This is a genomic window from Citrobacter sp. RHBSTW-00671 (genome assembly GCF_014103415.1).
In the GTDB taxonomy this organism is placed as follows: Bacteria; Pseudomonadota; Gammaproteobacteria; order Enterobacterales; family Enterobacteriaceae; genus Citrobacter.
This window is the reverse complement of sequence record NZ_JABXPR010000001.1, coordinates 3,330,390-3,355,961: the sequence shown is the minus strand read 5'-3', so window position 1 is coordinate 3,355,961 and position 25,572 is coordinate 3,330,390. Positions and strand designations below refer to the sequence as shown.

The following is a 25,572-nucleotide window of genomic DNA, read 5'->3' as shown; positions in this document are numbered from 1 at the left end:
CGTTTGGGCCGGATAAACCCTTTTGTGGTTATCCGGCCGGGTAAATCAGCGAATTACGCTTTTTTCCAGAAGTCGTCAAACACCGTAATCGGTGGGCGGCGTTTGTGTTCTGTCTTCACGTACCAGCCTTCAATTTTCTTCGCAACGTCGGCATCCAACGTTTTTCCTTCCAGATAATCGTCAATGTTGTCGTAGGTAACGCCTAATGCGGCTTCATCGGGCAGAGAGGGACGATCGTCTTCGAGGTCAGCGGTTGGCGCTTTCTTGTATAAATGCTCAGGGCAACCTAATGCCGCAAGAAGCTGCTTACCCTGGCGCTTGTTGAGGCGGAATATTGGGTTAATGTCCGTACCGCCATCGCCATACTTAGTAAAGAATCCGGTAATGGCTTCTGCGGCGTGATCGGTACCTACGACAACACCGCTGGTCATTCCGGCGATACTGTATTGTGCCTTCATACGCTCGCGGGCTTTTTCGTTCCCGCGCACAAAATCGCTCAGTTCAATACCTGCTTCCCGCAATGCCTGCTCGCTGGCCAATACCGCGCCTTTGATGTTGACGGTGAGTACACGGTCAGGTTGTATGAACGCGATCGCGTCCTGACAGTCCTGTTCATCGGCCTGCACACCATAAGGCAGGCGCACGGCAATAAACTGCAAAGCATCGTTACCTGTTTCTTCACGTAACTCGGAAATCGCCATTTGGCATAACTTTCCGGCCAGGGTGGAGTCCTGCCCACCGCTAATCCCTAACACCAGTGATTTAAGGAAAGGGTAGGTTTTGAGGTACGATTTCAGAAAATCCACGCTGCGGCGAATTTCCTCTTCTGCATTAATGTGTGGTTTGGCGCCAAGTGCCCGGATTATCTCTTGCTGCAGAGTCATTTAACCCCCTCCAAAAAATGAAATGATCAAAAATAACGATGTGTTAAAGCTAACGCGTTGACGCCCAAACGACAAGGGATGCAGCCGGATATAACATCATTTTGTTTTGATAGAATTTTCTGAAATGACCCGAGTATCCACTGACAGCTTGAAAAATGCGTTGTTGTGCTCCAGGCTTATATAACACGCTGAAAAACAAGAGGACGGAATATGAACAAGAATCTAACAGGAATTCTGAGCGCAGCGGCGGTATTGACTATGCTGGCAGGGTGTACGGCTTACGATCGTACCAAAGACCAATTTGTGCAGCCCGTGGTGAAAGATGTGAAGAAAGGGATGAGCCGGGCGCAAGTGGCGCAGATTGCCGGCAAACCGTCATCTGAAGTCAGCATGATCCATGCGCGTGGTACATGTCAGACCTACATCCTGGGTCAACGAGATGGTAAAGCAGAGACCTATTTTGTTGCATTAGATGATACTGGGCACGTGATTAATTCCGGCTATCAGACCTGTGCGGAGTACGACACCGACCCGCAGTCTGCGAAGTAGTTGTATCTGTTTATTGCCTGAGCACTCTGACGAACCGGCCGCTGTGCCGGTTTTTTTGTGCCACACGATCTTATTTATTGTCGCGAATTATTTGCCCGAAGTGTGAGGGGTGTCATAACCACAGGTCAAGGAGAGACAATTTAGTTGGTCAATGAAATACCATCCGCGGGTGCAATCCCGTATACTCATTTCAGCCACCTAAAAAAGTAATTTAGCTGACGCAAGTTACCCAGAGCATGGATGCAGGTTATGGCTTGCGGAGTGTCTGGTACACAGATAATCGCACATGAGGATCGTTTTAATGGAAAAGAAACACATTTATCTGTTTTGTTCTGCGGGCATGTCGACTTCTTTGTTAGTCTCGAAGATGCGTGCTCAGGCTGAAAAATACGAAGTGCCGGTTATCATTGAAGCGTTTCCCGAAACGCTGGCCGGAGAAAAAGGCCCGGTAGCCGATGTTGTGTTATTAGGTCCACAGATTGCTTATATGTTGCCCGAAATTCAGCGTTTGTTACCCAACAAACCTGTAGAAGTGATTGACTCGCTGTTGTATGGCAAAGTCGATGGTTTAGGCGTGCTTAAGGCTGCAGTTGCAGCAATTAAAAAAGCCGCAGCAAATTAATTATTTTATTTTAAATTTTCCCGTCAAAGAGTTATTTCATTAACATTCACCGCAATTGTTAATTGCGGTATTTAAGGGTATTTTTCTATGAGTAACGCTATTGCTTCACTTGAAAAGGTACTCCTTCCTTTTGCTGTAAAAATTGGAAAGCAGCCACACGTTAATGCAATCAAAAACGGTTTTATTCGTTTAATGCCGTTAACCCTCGCAGGGGCAATGTTTGTATTAATCAATAACGTTTTCCTGAGCTTTGGGGAGGGGTCGTTTTTTTATTCCATGGGCATTCGACTTGATGCTTCAACTATTGAAACGCTAAATAGTTTAAAAGGCATCGGTGGGAACGTCTATAACGGTACGCTGGGTATTATGTCATTGATGGCGCCATTCTTTATCGGTATGGCGCTGGCGGAGGAACGCAAAGTCGATGCACTGGCTGCTGGATTATTATCTGTCGCCGCATTTATGACAGTCACACCTTACAGCGTGGGCGAGGCCTATGCCGTGGGTGCTAACTGGCTGGGCGGTGCGAACATTATTTCCGGTATTATTATCGGCCTGGTGGTCGCGGAAATGTTCACCTTCGTCGTGCATCGTAATTGGGTTATTAAATTACCTGATAGCGTTCCGGCTTCTGTTTCTCGCTCGTTTTCTGCACTGATTCCCGGCTTCATTATCCTCTCTATTATGGGGATCATCGCCTGGGCGTTGAACACCTGGGGAACGAACTTCCACCAGATCATCATGGATTCCATTTCAACTCCGCTGGCGTCACTGGGTAGCGTGGTGGGTTGGGCGTACGTGATTTTTGTTCCGCTATTGTGGTTCTTCGGTATTCACGGTTCTTTGGCACTGACTGCACTGGACAGCGGTATCATGACCCCCTGGGCGCTGGAAAACATCGCTATCTACCAACAGTTTGGTTCCGTAGACGCGGCACTGGAAGCGGGTAAGACGTTCCACGTCTGGGCGAAGCCGATGCTGGACTCCTATATTTTCCTGGGAGGGAGTGGGGCAACGTTGGGTCTGATTATTGCTATCTTCCTGGCTTCTCGTCGCGCTGATTATCGTCAGGTAGCGAAACTGGCACTGCCATCAGGTCTGTTCCAGATTAACGAACCCATTCTGTTCGGTCTGCCGATTATCATGAACCCGGTTATGTTTATTCCGTTCATCCTGGTTCAGCCGATTCTGGCAGCGATTACACTGGCCGCTTATTACACAGGCATTATTCCACCGATTACCAACATTGCACCGTGGACGATGCCAACCGGGTTGGGCGCATTCTTTAACACCAATGGTAGCGTCGCTGCTCTGCTGGTCGCACTGTTTAACCTTGGTATCGCAACGCTGGTGTACCTGCCATTCGTGGTCGTCGCCAACAAAGCTCAGAACGTCATTGATAAAGAAGAAAGCGAAGAAGATATCGCTAACGCATTGAAATTCTAAATTTAATCCGGCATGGCTATGCGGCCATGCCGGACTGAACCAGAGGAAAAGAGTATGTTAGATATCGAAAATATCGTCGATACGCAGTCAGAGGCTGAAGAGCTTGAAGAAGTGGTGATGGGGCTCATCATCAACTCGGGTCAGGCACGTAGTCTGGCGTACGGCGCGCTCAAACTGGCCAAACAGGGTGATTTTGAGTCAGCGAAGAGCATGATGGAACAGTCTCGCATGGCGCTGAACGAAGCACACCTTGTCCAGACCAAACTGATTGAAGGCGATCAGGGTGAAGGTAAAATGAAAGTCAGCCTGGTGCTGGTCCATGCACAGGACCACCTGATGACGTCGATGCTGGCACGTGAACTGGTGACAGAACTGATTGAGCTTCACGAGAAGCTGAAATAGCGAGGAGTGCAGAATGCAGCTACAGATTAACGCACCGGAAATCAAAACCGTCTATGAGCAGCAGCTTTTTAATGGCAAAAATTTTCATGTGTTCATCTATAACAAAACTGAGAGCATCAGTGGGCTGCATCAGCATGATTACTACGAATTTACCCTGGTCTTAACGGGACGTTACTATCAGGAGATCAACGGTAAGCGTGTACTGCTTGAGCGCGGAGACTTTGTCTTTATCCCGTTGGGATCGCATCATCAAAGTTTCTATGATTTCGGCGCGACGCGAATTCTTAACGTTGGTATCAGTAAACGTTTTTTTGAACAGCACTACCACCCGTTGCTACCATTTTGTTTTGTTGCATCGCAGGTGTATCGGGCGAACAGCTCGTTTCTTACCTACATCGAAACGGTTATAGCATCACTGAACTTTCGTGAAAGCGGACTGGATGAATTTGTAGAAGTGGTCACCTTCTATATTATTAATCGGTTACGCCATCATCGGGAAGAACAGGTGCTGGATGATATTCCACAATGGCTTAAAACTACCGTGGAAAGCATGCATGACAAAAGGAAGTTCAGCGAAAATGCGCTGGAAAATATGGTACACCTGTCCGCAAAATCCCAGGAGTATCTGACCCGTGCAACCCAGCGTTATTACAGTAAAACGCCAATGCAGATTATTAATGAAATCCGCATTAATTTTGCTAAAAAACAGCTGGAAATGACTAACTATTCTGTAACTGATATTGCCTATGAGTCTGGTTACAGTAGTCCGAGCCTGTTTATTAAAACGTTTAAAAAGCTGACGTCGTTTACACCAAATAGCTACCGTAAGAAATTAACGGAATTTAATCAGTAAATTTTATTTACCAATAACCAATTTTTATAGCTTGCCCAAAATAGCGCTGGGACTACCACGCTATACCTGACGAATGGGTTGAGCATAATACGTGTCAGTGTTTTTACACTGAAGGGAGAAATTATGAGCCAGAAATTAAAAGTCGTCACTATCGGTGGCGGGAGCAGCTACACCCCTGAATTACTTGAAGGCTTTATTAAGCGTTATCATGAATTACCGGTCTCTGAATTGTGGCTGGTGGATGTCGACGGTGGTAAAGAGAAGCTGGACATTATTTTTGACCTCTGCCAGCGCATGATTGATAAAGCTGGCGTCCCGATGAAAGTGTACAAAACGCTGGATCGCCGAGAAGCGCTGAAAGATGCTGATTTTGTCACCACGCAGTTGCGCGTAGGACAACTTAAGGCCCGTGAACAGGATGAACGTATCCCTTTGAGCCATGGCTATCTGGGGCAGGAAACTAACGGTGCTGGAGGCCTGTTTAAAGGACTACGTACCATTCCGGTGATCTTTGACATTGTGAAGGATGTGGAAGAACTGTGCCCGAATGCGTGGGTGATTAACTTCACTAACCCGGCTGGCATGGTAACTGAAGCGGTCTATCGCCATACTAACTTCAAGAAGTTTATCGGCGTGTGCAATATTCCAATCGGTATGAAGATGTTTATCAGCGACGTCCTGGAGCTGAAACAGAGTGATGATTTATCCATCGATCTGTTTGGTCTGAACCATATGGTCTTCATTAAGGATGTTCTGGTCAACGGTGTGTCACGTTTTGATGAATTGCTGGACGGTGTAGCGTCGGGTCAGTTGAAAGCCTCTGGCGTGAAGAACATCTTTGATCTGCCGTTCAGTGAAGGGCTGATTCGTTCACTGAAACTGCTGCCGTGCTCGTATTTGCTGTACTACTTCAAGCCAAAAGAGATGCTGGCGATTGAAATGGGCGAATATTACAAAGGTGGCGCACGCGCACAGGTAGTACAGAAAGTTGAGAAGCAACTGTTTGATCTGTATAAAAATCCTGAGCTGAATGTTAAGCCGAAAGAGCTGGAACAGCGTGGCGGGGCTTATTACTCTGATGCCGCGTGTGAAGTCATCAATGCTATCTATAACGACAAACAGACCGAACATTACGTCAACATTCCTCATCATGGCCATGTTGATAATATTCCTGCGGACTGGGCCGTTGAGATGACCTGCACGCTGGGACGCAATGGTGCAACGCCGCACCCACGTATCACCCATTTCGATGAAAAGGTCCTGGGCCTTATCTATACCATTAAAGGTTTTGAAGTGGCGGCGAGCAACGCAGCACTGAGCGGCGAGTTGAATGATGTACTGCTGGCGTTAAACCTGAGTCCACTGGTGCATTCAGACACTGATGCTGAAATTCTTGCCCGCGAGCTGATCCTGGCGCATGAAAAATGGCTGCCAAATTTCGCCGGATGCATCGAGAAGCTTAAAAGCGAACAACACTAACTGAGGTTGGCTATGGAACGCGTACTGATTGTGAATGCGGATGATTTTGGCCTGAGCAAAGGACAAAACTACGGCATTGTTGAAGCCTGTCGCAATGGCATTGTCACCTCAACTACGGCCCTGGTGAATGGCGAGGCGATAGAGCATGCGGTACAGCTTAGTCGCGATATACCGGAGCTTGCCGTTGGGATGCACTTTGTCCTGACGCTCGGCAAACCGTTAACGGCGATGCCGGGTCTGACGCGTGACGGTGTGTTAGGGAAATGGATCTGGCAGATGGCAGAGGAAGAGACGTTGCCGCTGGAAGAGATTTCTCGGGAGCTGGCAGCACAGTATCAGCGTTTTATTGACCTGTTCGGGCGGGAACCGACGCATCTGGATAGTCATCACCACGTGCATATGTTCCCGCAGATTTTCCCGATTGTCGCCAGTTTTGCTGCGGAGAGGGGGGTTGCGTTGCGGATCGATCGGCAGACGGTGTTCCAGGCGTCTGATTTACCGGAAACGTTGCGAACCTCTCAGGGATTTAGCAGTGAGTTTTATGGCGACGCGATTTCTGAGGCCCTGTTTTTGCAGACGCTGGACGCGTCCGCAGACCGGGGAGAGTCCTCGCTGGAAGTGATGTGTCATCCGGCGTTTATCGATGGCATCATTCGACAAAGTGCCTACTGTTACCCCCGCTTAACTGAGCTTGACGTACTGACGTCTTCGTCATTGAAATACGCTATTGCGGAGCGCGGTTATCGTCTTGGCAGTTTTCTGAACGTTTAATTCCTGAGTTGGCGGCGCGTTGGTGGGCCGCATTTTTTTGTCTGCGTCATTGATATTTGCTGCAACCTGTCATTCCCCCCGTTATCGCCACCCACTTCACGAATTCACTGTTTTTGCACCGTCCGGGGGTAAAATCAGCTAAGATAGCGTTTTTCAGATTTTTAGAATTTGTCTTTAGTGAAGCAACTGATTATGAAACCTCTTCGCCAACAAAATCGTCCGGTTATCAGCTATGTTCCTCGCGTGGAGCCCGCTCCACCAGAGCATGCGGTGAAAATGGATGCGTTTCGTGACGTATGGATACTGCGCGGAAAATATGTCGCTTTTGTCTTAATGGGGGAGGCGTTTCAGCGTTCGCCTGCATTTACGGTTCCGGAGTCAGCACAGCGCTGGGCTAACCAAATTCGCCAGGAAAATGAACTGAGCGATTAGTCGGATATAAAAAAACCGCCGGGGCATAACTCACCGGCGGTTTTTTGTTTTGCGCAGACAGGCTGTTAGCGATGCGCCAGTTCGGCGTGATCGTCGCTGTCCAGAATGGTTTTATCGGTCTGTTTCAGCCATTGGCTGGTAAGCGTACCCGCGGTCATGGAACCGCTAACGTTCAATGCAGTACGGCCCATATCGATCAGCGGTTCAACAGAGATCAACAGAGCAACCAGTGTGACCGGCAGACCCATGGCAGGCAGTACGATCAGTGCCGCGAAGGTCGCGCCACCGCCCACACCCGCAACCCCTGCGGAACTGACGGTCACGATACCCACCAGCGTGGCAATCCACATTGGGTCCAGCGGGTTAATACCGACAGTGGGTGCCACCATCACGGCGAGCATCGCTGGGTACAGACCCGCACAACCGTTTTGACCAATCGTTGCGCCAAAAGAGGCGGCAAAGCTGGCGATGGACTCAGGGACGCCCAGACGACGGGTTTGCGCTTCGACGTTCAGTGGAATAGACGCGGCGCTGGAGCGGCTGGTGAAGGCGAAAGTCAGTACCGGCCAGACTTTGCGGAAGTATTTCAGTGGGCTAACGCCGTTAATACCCAGCAGGATGCCGTGTACGACGAACATAATGCCCAGACCGAGATACGAAGCAACGACGAAGCTACCCAGCTTGATGATGTCCTGCAGATTGGAACCGGCAACCACTTTGGTCATCAGCGCCAGAACACCGTACGGAGTCAGTTGCATCACCAGACGAACCAGCTTCATCACCCAGCTCTGCAGGGTATCGATAGCCGTTAATACGCGCTCGCCTTTTGGCGCATCATCTTTCAGCAGTTTAAGTGCCGCAACGCCCAGGAAGGCCGCGAAAATAACGACGCTGATAATCGACGTCGGGTTTGCACCCGTAAGATCGGCAAATGGGTTTTTCGGGATAAACGACAGCACCAACTGCGGCACGCTGAGGTCGGCAACTTTACCCACATAATTGGTTTCAATGGCGGTCAGGCGTGCGGTTTCAGCGCCGCCTTGCACCAGCCCTTCAGCAGTCAGACCAAACAGGTTCGTCACCAGAACACCCACCAGCGCGGCGATCAGCGTGGTAAACAGCAGCGTTCCGATAGTGAGGAAACTAATTTTGCCCAACTGAGAGGCGTTGTGCAGACGCGCAACGGCACTGAGAATAGAGGCAAAAACCAGCGGCATGACAATCATTTGCAGCAGTTGTACGTATCCGTTGCCGACAATGTTAAACCACTGAACGGAATCTTTCAGTACCTGGCTGTCGGACCCGTAAATGGTGTGCAGGGCGAGACCAAACACCACGCCCATGACCAGACCGACCAGTACTTTTTTGGCCAGACTCCACTGTTTGTGGCGGGCTTGCGCCAGCACGAACAGCAGTACAACGAACACGATAATGTTCGCGATTAATGGAAAGTTCATCCCCGTTCTCCTGATCTTATTATGCGTATCACCATGCAATGGTGATTCTGTTGGCGCAAGATTAGCAGAACTGTGACTTGCCTCTTATATTCAAATGGAATTGTTTATACCTAAAATGACATTTTGGCTGTTTTATTAATCAGCCTGGTGCTTTATAAACCGATTAAACTGCATCTGCAGCGTGTTAATCATCTGTGATGACCAGCGCACTGCGCTGTTTTCCGGCATCGTCTGAGGCATCCAGATGGCCCAGGCAAACAGCGCCATACATAAAAAGCGCTCCAGCTGATTTCCCTTCTGCGGGACGAGGATGGGCAGACGGAAGCGCCAGCGACAGGGCCAAAGCAGGGGAACGCCTGCCGGGGTCAGCATATCGGCCAGTATGTGACTGAGATAGCCCAACACCATCCCTTGTAACGCATCGGCCGGGATTATCCAGCCATCCGGAACTTTCAGATAAAACGTGGCCAGCAGGGCAAAGACCGCCAGCAGGCTGTGTGTAAACCCGCGATGGCCAAATGCCCGGGCAATAGGCTTTGATATCCACTTCAGCCGCTGCCCAAGCAGGGATTTCGGGTGATCGATATCGGGCAGCAGACACGTTAGAATGGCCGAAGGCACAATATGCCACCAGTCACCCTGAGCGAGAACGGGGGTCAGCTCGGCATTTTTGGCAAATACCGCACAGGCAATAGAAAAAAGAAGGTGGCCTTCCGCCGTCATGATAAAACCCAATAAACTGTCAATTCATACAGTATAGGGGTTTTATACAGTAGGCGGAAGAGGTGACGTTGTAACCCTTTGTCACAAATGCACGATTAACGCGCCAACCAACCGCCGTCCACGGCAAGCGTGTAACCATTAATATAGTCAGAAGCCGGGCTGGCGAGAAAAACGACCGGGCCTTGCACGTCATCCGGTGTTCCCCAGCGCCCCGCGGGAATGCGATCGACGATTTGCTGATTACGCTCACTGTCTTCGCGCAGTTGCTGTGTGTTATTGGTCGCCATATAGCCGGGAGCGATAGCATTAACATTGATCCCCTGAGGCGCCCATTCATTGGCCAGCAGGCGGGTGATCCCCAGCACGCCGCTTTTCGATGCGGTGTAGGACGGCACGCGGATTCCTCCCTGAAAAGAGAGCATTGAGGCAATATTGATAATTTTACCGCCGTTACCCTGCGCCAGGAACTGACGCGCCACCGCCTGCGACAGAAAGAAAACAGACTTAAGATTCAGATTCATTACGTCATCCCAGTCTTTTTCACTAAAATCCAGCGCGTCCTGGCGACGAATCGTACCTGCATTGTTGACCAGAATATCGACCCGACCGAATGCCGCCACAGTTTGCGTCACTATACCGGACAGTGCCTCCTGTTGGCTGAGGTCGGCCTGGATAGCCATAAAACGCCGACCAACTGCGGTGATTTTTTCCTCGGTGTCATGCGGGATTTTGCGGTTTACGCCAACCACGTCACATCCGGCTTCAGCCAGCGCCAGGGCCATACCTTGTCCAAGTCCGGTATCACAACCGGTGACGATTGCGACTTTACCCTCAAGACGAAACGCGTCCAGAACCATGTTCACCTCAGCTATTTTTACTGTTAATGCCTTGCAATAGGAGAAGAATAGAAGAGGTTGAACAAAAATACAATTAAAATGAAACCGTGTTTTAAAAATATTGAGAGGGCAAAAAAATGGGCAATATGGTCATTGCCCGGCGGGAGATTAACCGTGAAGATGCCCGGCAGTGAGCTCCGTCAACGAGGCCAGTTTAACGTCGGCAAGCACAAAACGGGGATCATCCTGATTTTCATGAGCGGGGACAACAATTGAGCGCATTCGCGCTGCTTTCGACGCAATCATCCCGTTCACAGAATCTTCCAGCGCGACACAAGATAACGGGGATACCCCCAGCTTCTGGGCACAATCGAGGTAAACCTGCGGGTGCGGTTTGCTGTAAGGTAATTTTTCTGCCGAGGCCAGCGCGTCAAAGCTATCGCGCAGATCAAACATGGTCAGCACTTTTTCCAGCATATGCAGCGGTGATGCGGAGGCCAGTCCAACTTTGATTCCCTGAGATTTGCACAGTGCCACAGCTTGACGTACGCCCGGCAACAGGGGGCGCGTTTCTTCTACCAGCGCAATGGCCCGTGTAATGATGCGCTCCGTCACCTCCTGACGAGAGGGGCCTTTCCAAGGTTGCTGTGCGAACCAAAGATCAACAACCATATCGATACGTAAACCAAGCGTGTCGGGAAGTTCATGGCGGCGGGTGATATCTACGCCTAAACTTGCAATCACATCCAGTTCGGCCTGATCCCAGAGCGGTTCTGAATCGACCAGTAATCCATCCATATCGAAAATTGCAGCAAGAATTTGACGCGGGGTTGACATCACAACCTCTCCTTTAGGGTGATAACAGGGATTAAGAGCCCACCAGAACGAGCTCTAAGCGTTCATTATGGCTAATTTGGCAGTATACCGCCTTTAAAGATCAGGCGAAAACGGTTATCAACGGGTAAACTTAGGCCAAAATGACACGTCTTTATCAAGGGGAACTCATGACGTATCAACAAGCTGGACGCATTGCTGTCTTGAAAAGGTTGCTGGGATGGGTGATTTTCATTCCGGCGCTGATTTCAACACTGGTTTCAGTACTGAAGTTTATGTACGCGCACAGCGAAAAGCAGGAAGGGATTAATGCAGTAATGCTCGATTTTGCCCATGTGATGATCGACATGATGCGGGTAAATACGCCGTTTCTTAACCTGTTTTGGTATAACTCGCCGACACCGGATTTTCAGACCGGACTGAATCTTGTTTTTTGGTTGATTTTTATTCTGATATTCATCGGTCTGGCATTGCAGGACTCTGGCGCCAGAATGAGCCGTCAGGCGCGTTTTTTACGCGAGGGCGTTGAAGATCAGTTGATTCTGGAACAGGCAAAAGGCAGTGAAGGGTTATCGCGTGAGCAAATTGAGTCGCGTATTGTCGTGCCACACCATACGATCTTTTTACAAATCTTCCCGCTCTATATTTTGCCGGTGATCGTTATCGTGATCGGCTATTTCTTCTTTTCATTACTGGGCTTTTTGTAAGTCCGATATTATCAGGCCTGGACTGCGTGAAGCATCAGGCCTGATAAACAAAGCCGCCTTCGGGCTATCTGTACGTTAAGCCGCCAGTAACCTTTCCATTGCTTTTTGCGCCACCACCAGGTGCTGCCCGCCAAACAGAATTGCCCGATTAAGCAACGTATACAGCTGATAGATAGGCTGCCTGTCGAGAAAATCTAACGGTAGCGGCGAGACAGACTGATAACCGTCATAAATCTGCGGTGGCTGATCGGTATGTAACGGCAACATTGCCAGATCGCACTCTCTGTCGCCCCAGTAACAGGCAGGGTCAAAGATGTAAGGGCCATTCGGTCCGAGTGCACAGTTTGCCGACCACAAATCGCCGTGCAGGAGAGAAGGCTGTGGCTGATGGGAGGAGAGTCGTTGCTGAACATGATCGACAATGGCGTCAATATTGCCAAACGCGATACCTTTTTCCGCCGCAAGTTCCAGTTGCCAGCCGATGCGTTGTTCGGCGAAGAAGGTTGACCAGCGACGCTGCCAGGCATTGGGTTGCGGCGTAGTGGAGAGCGCATTATCGAAGTCGAGGCCGAACTGTGGCTGATCGCTCCATTCATGCAAATGTGCAAGTTGTTGTCCGAGAATAAACGCGTTGTGGGCATCAAGCGGGCGGGGAGGGAGAAAGTCCATTACCAGAAAACTGTAATCTCTGTCGGCACCCACTGCCCAGACTTTGGGAACAGAGACGGTTTGACTTCGGGAAAGCAGTTCTAACTGGTCGGCCTCCGCCGTAAAGCCAGACAACAGCTCTCTTTCATCACATTTGACGAAAAAATCGCGCCCCGCATAGCGTAAATGCCATGCGGCGTGGATCTCTCCGCCGGGCAGTTCATTACGCAGTTCGATTTCGCCTTCACCTAATTGCTCGCTTAAAAGACGACTGATAGCCTGCCACATGATGTCTCTCCCCATGTTGTCTGCCAGATCATAAGGTTAGCGCAAGAATGCGGTAAAAAAACACGAACTGACGCACACCGTAGACGCGTCATCGCTGGAAAGGCACTTATTGTATGTCGTTCTTCCATACCTCCCTGAGAAATTGCGACGTTCGGTTTAACATGATTCACTTCTTTGTAATCACGTGATTTTTTATCATAGACGCATAATACGCATGCCGACAGTTTTGGCGGTAAATCCCCCTTAATGCCTGATAAGGGGGATGGTGTCATCATCGGGTAAGATACGAATATATTTTTTGCGTATCGTCCAACGCGCACAGCCGTGTGCCCTGATTCAGCGTTGCTGCGCTACCCGCAGCGACGCCAAAACGCACAATCTCTTCAAACGGGGCATTTTCTGCCAGTTTCAACGTCATCGCGCCGACCATACTGTCGCCTGCGCCAACGGTACTTTGGCTTTTCACCGGCGGAGGAACGACCTGGACGCACGTTTCTTGATTGACGCCCAATGCCCCTTGTGGCCCAAGAGAGACCACAACGCGAAGCGCTTTGCCGCTTTGTACAATCTCCTGTGCCGCTTTGCGGACATCATCGGGTTGTGTGAGTTCGCGCTTTACCAGCGCACTCAATTCTTTGAGGTTGGGTTTTACCAGTTCGATACCGCCGATGGCTAATGCCGCCGTCAGCGCCTCGCCGGAGCTATCGACAATGCAGCGAATGCCCTGTTTTTGTGCGGTGGTGATGAGTCGGGTCAGTTTTTCTATTTGTACACCGGGCGGCAAACTGCCGCTAATGACCAGTATTGCACCCGATTCAATTTCCAGTACCTGATCCTGCAGTTGGTAGAATTCGTCATCAGTCAGCGCGGCACCGGGCATGACAAAACGATACTGCTCGCCGCTGGATTCGACGTGGACATGGAGATTTTGTCGGGTCCAGTCTTTGGCCTCGATAGTCGAGACGGGAACATTTTCGTCGGCAAGTAAAGAAACTAAGTGCTCGCCGGTCGCACCACCGACCGGGAAGATAGCCGTTGCGGTTCCGCCAAGATGTGCAATGGCGCGGGCAACGTTGATGCCTCCGCCGCCAGGTTCAAAAACCGGTGAGGTACAGCGAAGTTTACCTTCAGGGTAGATTTGTGGCGTGATTGTTGCGCTATCGAGAGAGGGCGCAAGTGTTAACGTATAGATACGTATCATCTTTACCTCCTGTTAGGCTGACCCCAGTCTGGCACTTAACGTCACGAAAGTGAAGTAATTAACAACATGATTTCTCGCAGCTTTATTTAAAATTCTCCTGCCAAAGATATATAAATAAAATAAAGGATTAAGAACGCTCTTATTCAAAAAATGAAATAAGAATTTATTGCTATGTTATTCGAGTCTTTTTATAATTTGTTACCTTTCAAGGGTCTTTTGTCATTGATCCACATGAAAGTTTCCGAGACCGTTATGGTCTCTTTTTTTGTTGTACGGACTCTTTATAAATGAAGCTTTTGAAGACAGTGCCCGCAGCAGTATTGCTGACGGGGTGCGTGTTTGCGTCAATGCATGCCGCCGCCGATGATTCCGTTTTTACTGTCATGGATGACCCTTCCAGCGCGAAAAAACCCTTTGAAGGTAACCTGAACGCGGGATATCTTGCCCAGTCAGGCAACACAAAAAGTTCTTCTTTAACCGCCGACACCACCATGACCTGGTATGGTCAATCTACGGCGTGGTCTCTGTGGGGAAATGCCAGCAACACCTCCTCAAATGATGAGCGTTCATCTGAGAAATATGCTGTAGGTGGTCGTAGTCGTTACAACATGACTGACTATGACTATCTCTTTGGTCAGGCCAGTTGGCTAACAGACCGTTATAACGGATACCGTGAGCGTGACGTGCTAACGGCCGGTTATGGTCGCCAGTTTCTCAATGGACCGGTGCACAGTTTCCGCTTTGAATTCGGTCCTGGTGTACGTTATGACGAGCACACTGATGGCACCACTGAGACGCAGCCGTTAGGTTATGCGTCCGGGGCGTATGCGTGGCAGATGACGGACAACACCAAGTTTACGCAGGGTGTGTCGGTATTTGGTGCCGATGATACAACGCTGAATTCTGAAACGGCCTTGAATGTTGCTATCAACGAACACTTTGGATTGAAGGTCGCGTACAACGTGACCTGGAACTCCGAACCGCCTGCAACTGCGCCGGAGCATACCGATCGCCGCACGACGCTTTCGCTCGGCTATCGTATGTAATAGTTAGCCGGGCCAGTTAAATGGCCCGGCTTTGATAAATTAACGTTTAGTATTTTTATTATCCTGACTGCGCTTTATTTTTGATGCTTTTCTGGCATTCCGCATTTTTAGACGCTTTCAATTTAGTGCATAAATAATCTGCCCCGAAAATGGGATGCCATCACTACCATCATAATTAAACACCATTAACGGTCTGTGAAATATACCTGCTCCGGTGAGCATTGTGGTTCTGACATTTAACCCCAGATCATCGCTGCCCAACGTAGCATTAGCATTGCCGCACAAATAACCAGCAGGATCACCACCATCTTCCAGTGTTTCTTTGCAAAGCGATTTGTTGGCATTGTTCTTTTCCTGCTCAGATTAGATGACTTTCTGCAAGTGTAACAAAGACGTCAGGGTGTCAGTGAATTGATTTACATCATAGAGTACGCGTTGATTGTTGCTTTGATCGGCCCGTAATGCCGTGTACACTGTCAAACGGTGTTATCAAAAAGCGGGTGTAGGTCCAGTGTTGCCAGTCAGGTGACCTGTGACATATTTCGCAGAGTGAAGCGGGAATCAGCCCACGCCTTTTTGATAATTTTAAATATTGAATCTTTGTATGTGATCTTACGTGTGGGTCACCACTGCAAATAAGGATATAACATGCCTGTTATTACTCTTCCTGATGGCAGCCAACGCCATTACGACCACGCTGTAAGCCCCATGGATGTTGCGCTGGACATCGGTCCAGGTCTGGCGAAAGCGACTATTGCTGGCCGTGTTAACGGTGAGCTGGTAGATGCTTCCGATCTGATTGAGCATGATGCGAAACTCTCCATCATCACCGCGAAGGATGAAGAAGGTCTGGAGATCATTCGTCACTCTTGTGCGCACCTGTTAGGGCATGCGATCAAACAACTTTGGCCGAACACCAAAATGGCGATCGGACCGGTTGTTGACAACGGTTTTTACTACGATATCGATCTTGACCGTACGTTAACCCAGGAAGATGTCGACGCGCTCGAGAAGCGGATGCACGAGCTCGCTGAGAAAAACTACGATGTCATTAAGAAGAAAGTCAGCTGGTACGAAGCGCGCGAAACCTTCGTGAAGCGTGGTGAGACCTATAAAGTCTCTATTCTTGATGAAAACATCGCCCATGATGACAAGCCTGGCTTGTACCATCATGAAGAATACGTCGATATGTGCCGTGGCCCGCACGTGCCGAACATGCGTTTCTGTCATCACTTCAAACTGATGAAGACCGCAGGGGCATACTGGCGGGGCGACAGTAACAACAAGATGCTGCAGCGGATTTATGGTACTGCATGGGCCGATAAAAAAGCCCTGAATGCCTACCTGCAACGTCTGGAAGAAGCGGCCAAGCGTGACCACCGCAAAATCGGTAAGCAGCTTGACCTGTATCATATGCAGGAAGAAGCACCGGGTATGGTGTTCTGGCATAACGATGGCTGGACTATCTTCCGCGAGCTGGAAGTTTTTGTTCGCTCGAAACTGAAAGAATATCAGTATCAGGAAGTTAAAGGTCCGTTCATGATGGACCGTGTGTTGTGGGAAAAAACAGGTCACTGGGACAACTACAAAGATGCAATGTTCACTACCTCGTCTGAGAACCGTGAATACTGCATTAAACCCATGAACTGTCCGGGCCACGTTCAGATCTTTAACCAGGGTCTGAAATCCTATCGTGATCTGCCGTTGCGTATGGCTGAATTTGGTAGCTGTCACCGTAACGAGCCGTCAGGTGCGCTGCACGGTCTGATGCGTGTACGTGGCTTTACTCAGGATGATGCACATATCTTCTGTACTGAAGAGCAGATTCGTGATGAAGTTAACGCTTGCATTCGTATGGTCTACGATATGTACAGCACTTTTGGCTTCGAGAAAATCGTCGTCAAATTGTCCACTCGCCCCGAAAAACGCATCGGCAGCGATGAAATGTGGGACCGTGCTGAAGCTGACCTGGCCGTTGCGCTGGAAGAAAATAACATCCCGTTTGAGTTCCAACTGGGTGAGGGCGCGTTCTACGGTCCGAAAATTGAATTTACCCTGTATGACTGCCTCGATCGTGCATGGCAGTGCGGTACTGTACAGCTGGACTTCTCCCTGCCGTCCCGTTTAAGCGCCTCTTATGTTGGCGAAAACAACGAGCGTCAGGTGCCGGTTATGATTCACCGTGCAATTCTTGGGTCGATGGAACGTTTTATCGGTATCCTGACCGAAGAGTTCGCTGGCTTCTTCCCGACCTGGCTTGCGCCGGTTCAGGTTGTGGTCATGAACATCACCGATTCTCAGTCTGAATACGTTAACGAATTAACGCAGAAACTACAAAATGCGGGTATTCGTGTAAAAGCAGACTTGAGAAATGAGAAGATTGGCTTTAAAATCCGCGAGCACACTTTACGTCGTGTCCCTTACATGTTGGTCTGTGGCGACAAAGAGGTAGAAGCAGGCAAAGTTGCCGTGCGCACCCGTCGTGGCAAAGACTTGGGCAGCCTGGACGTAAATGAAGTGATTGAGAAGCTGCAACAAGAGATTCGCAGCCGCAGTCTTCAACAACTGGAGGAATAAGGTATTAAAGGCGGAAAACGAGTTCAAACGGCACGTCCGAATCGTATCAATGGCGAGATTCGCGCCCTGGAAGTTCGCTTAACAGGTCTGGAAGGCGAAGCTTTGGGTATTGTGAGTCTGAGAGAAGCGATCGAAAAGGCTGAAGAAGCTGGAGTAGATTTAGTTGAAATCAGCCCTAACGCCGAACCGCCAGTTTGTCGTATTATGGACTACGGCAAGTTCCTTTATGAAAAGAGTAAATCTTCTAAGGAACAGAAGAAAAAGCAAAAAGTTATCCAGGTTAAGGAAATTAAATTCCGTCCTGGCACCGACGATGGCGATTACCAGGTAAAACTCCGCAGCCTGGTACGCTTTCTGGAAGAGGGTGATAAAGCTAAGATCACGCTGCGTTTCCGCGGTCGTGAGATGGCGCACCAACAGATCGGCATGGAAGTGCTTAACCGCGTCCGTGACGATCTGAGTGAACTGGCAGTCGTCGAATCCTTCCCTACGAAGATCGAAGGCCGTCAGATGATCATGGTGCTCGCTCCTAAGAAGAAACAGTAAGGCCTTCAAGTAGCAATGTCTGTGGAGCCTGCGGGTTCCACAGCCGTTGTTCGCCTACGTTTCGTTTATTAACAATGCGAAGTGGAAGTTATTAAAATGCCAAAAATTAAGACCGTACGCGGTGCTGCTAAGCGTTTCAAAAAAACCGGTGGTGGTGGATTTAAGCGTAAGCACGCAAACCTGCGTCATATTCTGACCAAAAAATCTACTAAGCGTAAACGTCACCTGCGTCCAAAAGGCCTCGTGTCTAAAGGCGATCTGGGTCTGGTTATCGCGTGCCTGCCGTACGCATAAGCCGTTAACGTTTAATTCATTTTTTTACTAAGAATATAGAAACAGGAGAGCACATATGGCTCGCGTAAAACGTGGTGTAGTTGCCCGTGCACGTCACAAGAAAATTTTGAAACAAGCTAAAGGCTACTACGGTGCGCGTTCTCGCGTATACCGCGTTGCCTTCCAGGCTGTTATCAAAGCTGGTCAGTACGCTTATCGTGACCGTCGTCAGAAAAAGCGTCAGTTCCGTCAACTGTGGATTGCGCGTATCAACGCAGCAGCACGTCAGAACGGTATTTCTTACAGCAAATTCATCAACGGCCTGAAAAAAGCCTCTGTTGAAATCGACCGTAAGATCCTGGCTGACATCGCAGTATTCGACAAAGTAGCGTTCACCGCTCTGGTCGAAAAAGCGAAAGCAGCTCTGGCATAAGCCGGTGAAAAGAGGGAGCCTGGCTCCCTCTCTTTTATTTGTAGTTCAATCAATTGGTTGACAATTTATCCGTAAGCCTTTTCAATAAAGGTTGTCCGGTTTTTACCACACAAGGTAATGCAAGCATGAATGCTGCTATTTTCCGCTTCTTCTTTTACTTTAGCACCTGAACTCAGGAGGCTTGCGCGTGAAAGAAGAAACGGAAAACAGCGCCTAAAAGCCTCCCTGGTGGAGGCTTTTTTTATACGCGTCATCCTTCAAGTTGTCTCTGTGCTGGCTGCATCTGCGCTTTTGCCGCGTTGATACAACTTGAATGATTTTGCGTATATACAAGCGACTAGTGAATATCGCAACATAACGAGGAAAACCATGTCACATCTCGCAGAGCTGGTTGCCAGTGCAACGGCCGCCATTAACCAGGCTTCAGATGTTGCCGCGTTAGACAATGTCCGCGTCGAATATTTGGGCAAGAAAGGGCACCTGACCCTTCAGATGACAACCCTGCGCGAGCTGCCACCGGAAGAGCGCCCGGCAGCAGGTGCGGTAATCAATGAAGCAAAAGAGCAGGTACAGCAAGCGCTGAACGCGCGTAAAGCTGAATTAGAAAACGCAGCACTGAACGCGCGCCTGGCTGAAGAAACTATCGATATCTCCCTGCCGGGACGCCGTATCGAAAATGGCGGACTGCATCCGGTAACACGTACTATCGACAGGATTGAAAGTTTCTTCGGTGAGCTGGGCTTTACCGTGGCGACGGGCCCAGAAATCGAAGATGACTATCATAACTTCGACGCGCTGAACATTCCTGGCCACCACCCGGCGCGTGCTGACCACGATACCTTCTGGTTTGACGCAACGCGTCTGCTGCGTACGCAGACCTCCGGCGTGCAGATCCGCACCATGAAAGAAAAACAACCGCCGATCCGCATTATTGCGCCGGGCCGTGTATATCGTAACGACTACGATCAGACGCACACCCCGATGTTCCATCAGATGGAAGGCCTGATCGTTGATACCAATATCAACTTCACCAACCTGAAAGGTACGCTGCACGATTTCCTGCGTAACTTCTTTGAAGAGGACCTGCAGGTTCGTTTCCGTCCTTCTTACTTCCCGTTCACTGAACCTTCTGCGGAAGTTGACGTTATGGGTAAAAACGGAAAATGGCTGGAAGTCCTGGGCTGCGGTATGGTTCACCCGAACGTGCTGCGTAACGTCGGTATCGATCCAGAAATCTACTCCGGTTTTGCCTTCGGTATGGGTATGGAGCGTCTGACCATGTTGCGTTATGGCGTTACCGATCTGCGTTCTTTCTTCGAAAACGATCTGCGTTTCCTCAAACAGTTTAAATAAAGGCAGGGTAATACAATGAAATTCAGTGAACTGTGGTTACGCGAATGGGTTAACCCAGCAATTGATAGCGATGCGCTGTCAAACCAAATTACGATGGCGGGCCTGGAAGTTGACGGTGTGGAGCCTGTTTCCGGCGCGTTCAACGGCGTAGTGGTGGGCGAAGTGGTTGAGTGTGCTCAGCACCCGAACGCTGACAAACTGCGCGTCACCAAAGTGAATGTCGGCGGCGATCGCCTGCTGGATATCGTCTGTGGCGCACCAAATTGCCGTCAGGGGCTGAAAGTGGCCGTGGCAACCGTGGGCGCTGTTCTACCGGGCGATTTCAAAATCAAAGCTGCGAAACTGCGTGGTGAGCCGTCTGAAGGCATGCTGTGCTCGTTTTCTGAGCTGGGTATTTCCGACGATCATAACGGTATTATCGAACTGCCAGCCGATGCGCCAATTGGCACCGATATCCGCGAATATCTGAAGCTTGACGATAACACTATCGAAATCAGCGTTACGCCGAACCGCGCCGACTGCTTAGGTATTATCGGTGTTGCGCGTGATGTGGCTGTGCTGAACAAAGCTCCGCTGGTTGAGCCGGAAATGGCGCCAGTAGCGGCCACCATTAGCGACGTCCTGCCGATTCAGGTCGAAGCCGTAGACGCTTGCCCACGTTATCTGGGCCGCGTGGTAAAAGGCATCAATGTTAAGACGCCAACCCCGCTGTGGATGAAAGAGAAACTGCGCCGTTGCGGTATTCGCTCCATCGATGCCGTGGTTGACGTGACCAACTATGTGCTGCTTGAACTGGGTCAACCGATGCACGCGTTCGACAAAGACCGCATTGAAGGCGGGATTGTTGTGCGTATGGCGAAAGAAGGGGAAACCCTGGTCCTGCTCGACGGTAGCGAAGCAAAACTGAGTGCGGATACGCTGGTGATTGCTGACCACAACAAAGCGCTGGCCATGGGGGGGATCTTTGGTGGTGAGCACTCTGGTGTGAATGATGAAACGCAAAACGTTCTGCTGGAATGCGCGTTCTTCAGCCCGCTGTCCATTACCGGTCGTGCGCGCCGTCACGGTCTGCATACCGATGCTTCTCACCGCTATGAGCGTGGTGTCGATCCAGCACTGCAGTACAAAGCAATGGAGCGTGCAACGCGTCTGCTGATTGATATCTGTGGCGGCGAAGCTGGCCCAGTGATTGATGTGACCAACGAAGCGACGTTGCCGAAGCGTGCCACCATTACGCTGCGTCGTAGCAAACTGGATCGCCTGATCGGCCATCCTATTGCGGATGAGCAGGTGAGCGATATTTTGCGTCGTCTGGGCTGTGAAGTCACTGAAGGCCAGGGCGAGTGGAAGGCTGTCGCGCCGAGCTGGCGTTTCGATATGGAGATCGAAGAAGACCTGGTCGAAGAAGTCGCCCGCGTATACGGTTACGACAATATCCCGAACACGCCAATTCAGGCGGGTCTTATCATGGGTGAACATCGTGAAGCGGACCTCTCGCTGAAACGTGTTAAGACCATGCTGAATGACAAAGGCTACCAGGAAGTTATTACCTACAGCTTTGTTGATCCTAAGGTCCAGTCGCTGCTGCACCCGGGTGAAGAAGCGCTGCTGCTGCCAAGCCCAATCTCTATCGATATGTCAGCAATGCGTCTGTCTCTGTGGACCGGCTTGCTGTCTACGGTAGTGTACAACCAGAACCGTCAGCAGAACCGTGTGCGTATTTTTGAAACGGGTTTGCGTTTTGTACCGGATACACAGGCTAACCTCGGGATCCGTCAGGATCTGATGCTGGCGGGCGTGATCTGCGGCAACCGTCATGACGAACACTGGAATCTGGCGAAAGAGACGGTTGATTTCTATGATCTGAAGGGCGATCTGGAAGCGGTTCTCGACCTGACCGGCAAACTGGCGGACATCCAGTTCAAAGCTGAAGCGAATCCAGCTCTGCATCCGGGTCAGTCTGCAGCGATTTATCTGAAAGGTGAACGTATTGGTTTCATTGGGGTTGTTCATCCTGAACTGGAACGTAAACTGGATCTGAACGGTCGCACTCTGGTGTTCGAACTGGAGTGGAATAAGCTCGCAGACCGCGTGGTGCCTCAGGCGCGTGAAGTTTCTCGCTTCCCGGCGAACCGCCGTGACATCGCCGTTGTTGTGGCAGAAAACGTTCCCGCAGCGGATATTTTATCCGAATGTAAGAAAGTTGGCGTAAATCAGGTAGTTGGCGTAAACTTGTTTGACGTGTACCGCGGTAAGGGTGTTGCGGAGGGTTATAAGAGCCTCGCTATCAGCCTGATCCTTCAGGATACCAGCCGTACACTTGAAGAAGAGGAGATTGCCGCTACCGTCGCCAAATGTGTAGAGGCATTAAAAGAGCGATTCCAGGCATCATTGAGGGATTGAACCTATGGCGCTTACAAAAGCTGAAATGTCAGAATATCTGTTTGATAAGCTTGGGCTTAGCAAGCGGGATGCCAAAGAACTGGTCGAGCTGTTTTTCGAAGAGATCCGTCGTGCTCTGGAAAATGGTGAGCAGGTAAAACTCTCTGGTTTTGGTAACTTCGATCTGCGTGATAAGAATCAACGTCCGGGACGTAACCCGAAAACGGGCGAAGATATTCCCATTACAGCACGGCGCGTGGTGACCTTCAGACCCGGGCAGAAGTTAAAAAGCCGGGTTGAAAACGCAACGCCCAAAGAAGAGTGATTTAACGATACGCAAAGTATGACGCGTATAACTAAAAAGGCCGCTATGCGGCCTTTTTCCTTTTCACTACTGAATCAGCACCGTAGAATCTCCCCATCTTTTTTCAGCAGAATGGAAAACATGCTGACTTTTGCCCATCAACAGCAGCGACGAAACGTGCGCTGGATTCTGTCTCTGTCAGTGCTGATGCTGCTGGCAACCATGATAAGTTTGTGCGCAGGAGAACAGTGGATTGCTCCCGGCGATTGGTTTAGCGCTCGCGGCGATCTGTTCGTCTGGCAAATTCGACTGCCCCGTACGCTTGCCGTATTGCTGGTAGGCGCCGCACTGGCCCTGGCTGGCGCGGTGATGCAGGCGCTGTTTGAAAACCCGCTCGCGGAGCCTGGCTTACTCGGCGTGTCTAATGGCGCGGGGGTAGGGCTTATTGCGGCAGTACTGTTGGGGCAAGGGCGATTGCCCGGTTGGGCATTAGGCCTGTGCGCCATTGCTGGTGCGCTGATTATCACCCTCATTCTTCTTCGTTTTGCCCGCCGACATTTATCGACCAGTCGTTTGCTGTTGGCAGGCGTGGCGCTGGGGATTATCTGCAGCGCGCTGATGACCTGGGCTATCTATTTTTCCACCTCTTTTGATCTTCGACAGTTGATGTACTGGATGATGGGGGGCTTCGGTGGCGTAGACTGGCATCAGGCCTGGCTCATGGTGGCATTGGTTCCGGTGCTGGTGTGGATCTGCTGTCAGTCGCAGCCGATGAATATGCTGGCGCTGGGGGAGACTTCCGCACGTCAGTTGGGGCTGCCCCTATGGTTCTGGCGCAACCTGCTGGTGGTCGCCACGGGATGGATGGTGGGCGTAAGCGTGGCGCTGGCGGGGGCAATTGGTTTTATCGGGCTGGTAATCCCTCATATTCTGCGACTGTGTGGATTAACCGATCACCGCGTTTTACTCCCTGGCTGTGCGCTGGCCGGGGCAATTGCACTACTGTTTGCTGATGTCGTTGCACGTCTGGTACTGGCATCGGCTGAATTACCCATTGGCGTGGTGACGGCCACGATGGGTGCACCGGTATTTATCTGGTTATTGTTAAAAGCTGCGCGCTAGAACGCGCAGGTTCGGTCTATGCTTAAAAGCTGAACAGGGTCATCCCACTATTCACCTGTTGTTCTGGAGATGCTATGCAAAACACGCTTTTTAATACGGAAGTGACAACCATCGACGGCGAGGCGACCTCATTGCAGGCGTATGCCGGAAATGTACTGTTAATTGTCAACGTAGCCTCAAAATGTGGGTTAACGCCGCAGTATGAGCAACTGGAAAACCTGCAGAAAGCCTGGCATGGGCAGGGTTTCACCGTTCTGGGATTCCCTTGTAACCAGTTTCTGGGGCAGGAGCCCGGCAGCGAAGACGAGATTAAGACGTATTGCAGCACCACCTGGGGCGTTACCTTCCCGATGTTCAGTAAGATTGATGTCAATGGCGAAGCCCGCCATCCGTTGTATCAGAAGCTGATTGATGCGGCACCCACTGCGGTTGCACCGGCAGATAGCGGATTTTATGCGCGTATGGCGAGTAAAGGCCGGGCACCGCTCTACCCGGACGATATTCTGTGGAACTTTGAGAAGTTCTTAGTCGGTCGGGATGGGCAGGTGCTGCAGCGTTATTCCCCTGATATGACGCCTGAGGACCCGGTTCTTGTCCACGCTATAAAGACTGCATTGGCCAACTAATGTCCCGATTAATGCTGCTACAGGATGTTGCGGAATCGACCCGACTCGGCCCGCTATCTGGTGAAATTAAAGCAGGGGAGATCCTGCATTTAGTGGGCCCCAACGGCGCGGGGAAAAGTACGTTGCTGGCGCGAATGGCGGGACTGACGACCGGAGAAGGGAGCATCACCTTTGGTGATACACCGCTTAGTGACTGGCCGGCAGCGAAGCTGGCGCAACATCGTGCTTATCTTGCGCAACAGCAAAATCCACCATTTGCGATGCCGGTCTGGCATTTTCTGACGCTGCATCAGCCTGATAAAGCGCGAACAGACCTGCTGCAGGAGGTGGCTGATGCGCTTGGGCTGGGAGATAAACTGGGACGTGGTGTTAATCAGCTTTCAGGGGGGGAATGGCAACGTGTGCGTCTGGCGGCCGTCATCCTGCAAATGAGTCCACAGTCTAATCCGCATGGGCAACTTTTGTTGCTGGATGAGCCGATGAATAGCCTGGATGTCGCGCAACAAAACGCGCTGGACAGGTTGTTGAGCCAGCTGTGTCAGCAGGGAATCGCCATTGTGATGAGCAGTCATGATCTTAACCATACGCTACGCCATGCGCACAAGGCGTGGTTGCTCAAGCGCGGAAAGCTGCTGGCGAGCGGTGCGCGTGATGTGGTGCTGACGCCAGCCAATCTGTCGTTGGCCTACGGTGTAAATTTCCGTCGCCTGGATATTGAAGGCCACAGAATGCTCATATCAACCACTTAAGTTAAATGGGTTCTTGAAAATCACATAAT

The 25,572-nt window shown here is 50.4% G+C and carries 29 protein-coding genes and 1 other annotated feature; of the genes, 21 read left to right on the top strand and 8 right to left on the bottom strand.

The annotated features are described in order from the left end of the window. Positions 1–53 precede the first annotated feature (53 nt). Positions 54–884 (bottom strand): NAD(+) synthase, encoded by an 831-nt coding sequence (nadE, locus tag HV261_RS16120; RefSeq protein WP_202038823.1) that lies wholly within the window; start codon positions 882–884, stop codon positions 54–56. Between the two features lie 210 nt (positions 885–1,094). Here nadE and osmE point away from each other — a divergent pair, with 210 nt between their 5' ends. The 8 genes from osmE to cedA all read left to right on the top strand — a co-directional run bounded on the left by osmE (position 1,095) and on the right by cedA (position 7,438). Continuing rightward, a complete protein-coding gene (gene osmE / locus HV261_RS16115; RefSeq protein ID WP_202038822.1) occupies positions 1,095–1,433 on the top strand; it encodes an osmotically-inducible lipoprotein OsmE in 339 nt (112 codons plus the stop codon). A gap of 301 nt (positions 1,434–1,734) precedes the next feature. After that, complete coding sequence (gene chbB, locus HV261_RS16110; protein ID WP_003832547.1) at positions 1,735–2,055, top strand: PTS N,N'-diacetylchitobiose transporter subunit IIB; 321 nt, start codon at positions 1,735–1,737, stop codon at positions 2,053–2,055. A gap of 87 nt (positions 2,056–2,142) precedes the next feature. Next, complete coding sequence (gene chbC / locus HV261_RS16105; RefSeq protein ID WP_202038821.1) at positions 2,143–3,501, top strand: PTS N,N'-diacetylchitobiose transporter subunit IIC; 1,359 nt, start codon at positions 2,143–2,145, stop codon at positions 3,499–3,501. Positions 3,502–3,555: 54 nt separating this feature from the next. Next, the gene (gene chbA, locus HV261_RS16100; RefSeq protein ID WP_202038820.1) at positions 3,556–3,903 is read left to right on the top strand and encodes a PTS N,N'-diacetylchitobiose transporter subunit IIA; all 348 of its coding nucleotides are present in this window, start codon (positions 3,556–3,558) and stop codon (positions 3,901–3,903) included. Between the two features lie 13 nt (positions 3,904–3,916). Further along, on the top strand, positions 3,917–4,756 hold the full coding sequence (gene chbR / locus HV261_RS16095; protein WP_137383372.1) for a transcriptional regulator ChbR: 840 nt from the start codon (positions 3,917–3,919) through the stop codon (positions 4,754–4,756). A 123-nt stretch (positions 4,757–4,879) separates the two neighbouring features. After that, positions 4,880–6,235, top strand: a complete 1,356-nt coding sequence (locus HV261_RS16090; protein WP_202038819.1) for a 6-phospho-beta-glucosidase — start codon at positions 4,880–4,882, stop codon at positions 6,233–6,235. Between the two features lie 12 nt (positions 6,236–6,247). After that, the gene (chbG, locus tag HV261_RS16085; RefSeq protein WP_202038818.1) at positions 6,248–7,006 is read left to right on the top strand and encodes a chitin disaccharide deacetylase; all 759 of its coding nucleotides are present in this window, start codon (positions 6,248–6,250) and stop codon (positions 7,004–7,006) included. Positions 7,007–7,174: 168 nt separating this feature from the next. Then, complete coding sequence (gene cedA / locus HV261_RS16080) at positions 7,175–7,438, top strand: cell division activator CedA (protein ID WP_071887334.1); 264 nt, start codon at positions 7,175–7,177, stop codon at positions 7,436–7,438. Between the two features lie 65 nt (positions 7,439–7,503). Here the strand turns inward: cedA and tcyP are convergent, their stop codons facing one another. The 4 genes from tcyP to hxpB all read right to left on the bottom strand — a co-directional run bounded on the left by tcyP (position 7,504) and on the right by hxpB (position 11,291). Further along, positions 7,504–8,895: a cystine/sulfocysteine:cation symporter gene (gene tcyP, locus HV261_RS16075; RefSeq protein WP_137383368.1), complete on the bottom strand. Its 1,392-nt coding sequence runs from the start codon at positions 8,893–8,895 to the stop codon at positions 7,504–7,506. 135 nt (positions 8,896–9,030) lie between these two features. After that, positions 9,031–9,618 carry a metal-dependent hydrolase gene (locus HV261_RS16070; RefSeq protein WP_202038817.1) on the bottom strand — a complete coding sequence of 196 codons (588 nt, stop codon included), beginning with the start codon at positions 9,616–9,618 and terminating at the stop codon, positions 9,031–9,033. Positions 9,619–9,713: 95 nt separating this feature from the next. Continuing rightward, positions 9,714–10,475 carry a 2-dehydro-3-deoxy-D-gluconate 5-dehydrogenase KduD gene (gene kduD / locus HV261_RS16065; protein ID WP_202038816.1) on the bottom strand — a complete coding sequence of 254 codons (762 nt, stop codon included), beginning with the start codon at positions 10,473–10,475 and terminating at the stop codon, positions 9,714–9,716. A 147-nt stretch (positions 10,476–10,622) separates the two neighbouring features. Beyond that, entirely contained in the window at positions 10,623–11,291 is a 669-nt protein-coding gene (hxpB, locus tag HV261_RS16060; RefSeq protein ID WP_202038815.1) for a hexitol phosphatase HxpB, read from the bottom strand. 167 nt (positions 11,292–11,458) lie between these two features. Here hxpB and HV261_RS16055 point away from each other — a divergent pair, with 167 nt between their 5' ends. Then, a complete protein-coding gene (locus tag HV261_RS16055) occupies positions 11,459–11,995 on the top strand; it encodes a YniB family protein (RefSeq protein WP_048211877.1) in 537 nt (178 codons plus the stop codon). 75 nt (positions 11,996–12,070) lie between these two features. On the opposite strand, the gene HV261_RS16050 is transcribed toward HV261_RS16055, so the two are convergent. Then, positions 12,071–12,931 carry a fructosamine kinase family protein gene (locus HV261_RS16050; protein ID WP_101741711.1) on the bottom strand — a complete coding sequence of 287 codons (861 nt, stop codon included), beginning with the start codon at positions 12,929–12,931 and terminating at the stop codon, positions 12,071–12,073. A gap of 271 nt (positions 12,932–13,202) precedes the next feature. Further along, positions 13,203–14,132, bottom strand: a complete 930-nt coding sequence (gene pfkB, locus HV261_RS16045) for a 6-phosphofructokinase II (RefSeq protein ID WP_202038814.1) — start codon at positions 14,130–14,132, stop codon at positions 13,203–13,205. Positions 14,133–14,419: 287 nt separating this feature from the next. Between pfkB and HV261_RS16040 the strand changes: the two genes are divergently transcribed. Then, positions 14,420–15,178, top strand: coding sequence for a DUF481 domain-containing protein (locus HV261_RS16040; protein WP_048211874.1), 759 nt, complete (start codon positions 14,420–14,422; stop codon positions 15,176–15,178). A gap of 236 nt (positions 15,179–15,414) precedes the next feature. On the opposite strand, the gene yniD is transcribed toward HV261_RS16040, so the two are convergent. Continuing rightward, complete coding sequence (gene yniD / locus HV261_RS16035; protein WP_003030590.1) at positions 15,415–15,522, bottom strand: small membrane protein YniD; 108 nt, start codon at positions 15,520–15,522, stop codon at positions 15,415–15,417. A gap of 304 nt (positions 15,523–15,826) precedes the next feature. Here yniD and thrS point away from each other — a divergent pair, with 304 nt between their 5' ends. The 11 genes from thrS (at position 15,827) to btuD (ending at position 25,543) form a co-directional block, all read left to right on the top strand. Further along, positions 15,827–17,755 (top strand): threonine--tRNA ligase, encoded by a 1,929-nt coding sequence (gene thrS, locus HV261_RS16030; protein WP_040233697.1) that lies wholly within the window; start codon positions 15,827–15,829, stop codon positions 17,753–17,755. A 3-nt stretch (positions 17,756–17,758) separates the two neighbouring features. Further along, positions 17,759–18,301 (top strand): translation initiation factor IF-3, encoded by a 543-nt coding sequence (gene infC, locus HV261_RS16025; RefSeq protein WP_202039708.1) that lies wholly within the window; start codon positions 17,759–17,761, stop codon positions 18,299–18,301. A 96-nt stretch (positions 18,302–18,397) separates the two neighbouring features. Further along, positions 18,398–18,595: a 50S ribosomal protein L35 gene (rpmI, locus tag HV261_RS16020; RefSeq protein ID WP_003030583.1), complete on the top strand. Its 198-nt coding sequence runs from the start codon at positions 18,398–18,400 to the stop codon at positions 18,593–18,595. A gap of 55 nt (positions 18,596–18,650) precedes the next feature. Next, positions 18,651–19,007: a 50S ribosomal protein L20 gene (rplT, locus tag HV261_RS16015; RefSeq protein WP_003030578.1), complete on the top strand. Its 357-nt coding sequence runs from the start codon at positions 18,651–18,653 to the stop codon at positions 19,005–19,007. Positions 19,008–19,127: 120 nt separating this feature from the next. Beyond that, positions 19,128–19,252: a sequence feature (Phe leader region), on the top strand. Further along, positions 19,133–19,177, top strand: a complete 45-nt coding sequence (pheM, locus tag HV261_RS27535; RefSeq protein ID WP_001386830.1) for a pheST operon leader peptide PheM — start codon at positions 19,133–19,135, stop codon at positions 19,175–19,177. It overlaps the preceding feature by 45 nt. Before the next feature lie 124 nt (positions 19,253–19,376). Further along, a complete protein-coding gene (gene pheS, locus HV261_RS16005) occupies positions 19,377–20,360 on the top strand; it encodes a phenylalanine--tRNA ligase subunit alpha (protein WP_137383362.1) in 984 nt (327 codons plus the stop codon). Positions 20,361–20,375: 15 nt separating this feature from the next. Continuing rightward, complete coding sequence (gene pheT, locus HV261_RS16000; protein WP_202038813.1) at positions 20,376–22,763, top strand: phenylalanine--tRNA ligase subunit beta; 2,388 nt, start codon at positions 20,376–20,378, stop codon at positions 22,761–22,763. A 4-nt stretch (positions 22,764–22,767) separates the two neighbouring features. After that, positions 22,768–23,067, top strand: coding sequence for an integration host factor subunit alpha (ihfA, locus tag HV261_RS15995; protein ID WP_003030571.1), 300 nt, complete (start codon positions 22,768–22,770; stop codon positions 23,065–23,067). Positions 23,068–23,187: 120 nt separating this feature from the next. After that, positions 23,188–24,168 (top strand): vitamin B12 ABC transporter permease BtuC, encoded by a 981-nt coding sequence (btuC, locus tag HV261_RS15990; RefSeq protein ID WP_202038812.1) that lies wholly within the window; start codon positions 23,188–23,190, stop codon positions 24,166–24,168. A 74-nt stretch (positions 24,169–24,242) separates the two neighbouring features. Continuing rightward, positions 24,243–24,794, top strand: a complete 552-nt coding sequence (locus HV261_RS15985) for a glutathione peroxidase (RefSeq protein WP_137383360.1) — start codon at positions 24,243–24,245, stop codon at positions 24,792–24,794. Next, complete coding sequence (gene btuD / locus HV261_RS15980; protein ID WP_202038811.1) at positions 24,794–25,543, top strand: vitamin B12 ABC transporter ATP-binding protein BtuD; 750 nt, start codon at positions 24,794–24,796, stop codon at positions 25,541–25,543. The genes HV261_RS15985 and btuD overlap by 1 nt, the downstream gene beginning before the upstream one ends. The last annotated feature ends 29 nt before the right edge of the window (positions 25,544–25,572 follow it).

What these genes read in the sequence shown, in the direction of transcription:
- nadE (WP_202038823.1), bottom strand. Translation starts at nt 884, where the DNA reads ATGACTCTGCAGCAAGAGATAATCCGGGCACTTGGCGCCAAACCACAC.
- osmE (WP_202038822.1), top strand. Translation starts at nt 1,095, where the DNA reads ATGAACAAGAATCTAACAGGAATTCTGAGCGCAGCGGCGGTATTGACT.
- chbB (WP_003832547.1), top strand. Translation starts at nt 1,735, where the DNA reads ATGGAAAAGAAACACATTTATCTGTTTTGTTCTGCGGGCATGTCGACT.
- chbC (WP_202038821.1), top strand. Translation starts at nt 2,143, where the DNA reads ATGAGTAACGCTATTGCTTCACTTGAAAAGGTACTCCTTCCTTTTGCT.
- chbA (WP_202038820.1), top strand. Translation starts at nt 3,556, where the DNA reads ATGTTAGATATCGAAAATATCGTCGATACGCAGTCAGAGGCTGAAGAG.
- chbR (WP_137383372.1), top strand. Translation starts at nt 3,917, where the DNA reads ATGCAGCTACAGATTAACGCACCGGAAATCAAAACCGTCTATGAGCAG.
- HV261_RS16090 (WP_202038819.1), top strand. Translation starts at nt 4,880, where the DNA reads ATGAGCCAGAAATTAAAAGTCGTCACTATCGGTGGCGGGAGCAGCTAC.
- chbG (WP_202038818.1), top strand. Translation starts at nt 6,248, where the DNA reads ATGGAACGCGTACTGATTGTGAATGCGGATGATTTTGGCCTGAGCAAA.
- tcyP (WP_137383368.1), bottom strand. Translation starts at nt 8,895, where the DNA reads ATGAACTTTCCATTAATCGCGAACATTATCGTGTTCGTTGTACTGCTG.
- HV261_RS16070 (WP_202038817.1), bottom strand. Translation starts at nt 9,618, where the DNA reads ATGACGGCGGAAGGCCACCTTCTTTTTTCTATTGCCTGTGCGGTATTT.
- kduD (WP_202038816.1), bottom strand. Translation starts at nt 10,475, where the DNA reads ATGGTTCTGGACGCGTTTCGTCTTGAGGGTAAAGTCGCAATCGTCACC.
- hxpB (WP_202038815.1), bottom strand. Translation starts at nt 11,291, where the DNA reads ATGTCAACCCCGCGTCAAATTCTTGCTGCAATTTTCGATATGGATGGA.
- HV261_RS16055 (WP_048211877.1), top strand. Translation starts at nt 11,459, where the DNA reads ATGACGTATCAACAAGCTGGACGCATTGCTGTCTTGAAAAGGTTGCTG.
- HV261_RS16050 (WP_101741711.1), bottom strand. Translation starts at nt 12,931, where the DNA reads ATGTGGCAGGCTATCAGTCGTCTTTTAAGCGAGCAATTAGGTGAAGGC.
- pfkB (WP_202038814.1), bottom strand. Translation starts at nt 14,132, where the DNA reads ATGATACGTATCTATACGTTAACACTTGCGCCCTCTCTCGATAGCGCA.
- HV261_RS16040 (WP_048211874.1), top strand. Translation starts at nt 14,420, where the DNA reads ATGAAGCTTTTGAAGACAGTGCCCGCAGCAGTATTGCTGACGGGGTGC.
- yniD (WP_003030590.1), bottom strand. Translation starts at nt 15,522, where the DNA reads ATGCCAACAAATCGCTTTGCAAAGAAACACTGGAAGATGGTGGTGATC.
- thrS (WP_040233697.1), top strand. Translation starts at nt 15,827, where the DNA reads ATGCCTGTTATTACTCTTCCTGATGGCAGCCAACGCCATTACGACCAC.
- rpmI (WP_003030583.1), top strand. Translation starts at nt 18,398, where the DNA reads ATGCCAAAAATTAAGACCGTACGCGGTGCTGCTAAGCGTTTCAAAAAA.
- rplT (WP_003030578.1), top strand. Translation starts at nt 18,651, where the DNA reads ATGGCTCGCGTAAAACGTGGTGTAGTTGCCCGTGCACGTCACAAGAAA.
- pheS (WP_137383362.1), top strand. Translation starts at nt 19,377, where the DNA reads ATGTCACATCTCGCAGAGCTGGTTGCCAGTGCAACGGCCGCCATTAAC.
- pheT (WP_202038813.1), top strand. Translation starts at nt 20,376, where the DNA reads ATGAAATTCAGTGAACTGTGGTTACGCGAATGGGTTAACCCAGCAATT.
- ihfA (WP_003030571.1), top strand. Translation starts at nt 22,768, where the DNA reads ATGGCGCTTACAAAAGCTGAAATGTCAGAATATCTGTTTGATAAGCTT.
- btuC (WP_202038812.1), top strand. Translation starts at nt 23,188, where the DNA reads ATGCTGACTTTTGCCCATCAACAGCAGCGACGAAACGTGCGCTGGATT.
- HV261_RS15985 (WP_137383360.1), top strand. Translation starts at nt 24,243, where the DNA reads ATGCAAAACACGCTTTTTAATACGGAAGTGACAACCATCGACGGCGAG.
- btuD (WP_202038811.1), top strand. Translation starts at nt 24,794, where the DNA reads ATGTCCCGATTAATGCTGCTACAGGATGTTGCGGAATCGACCCGACTC.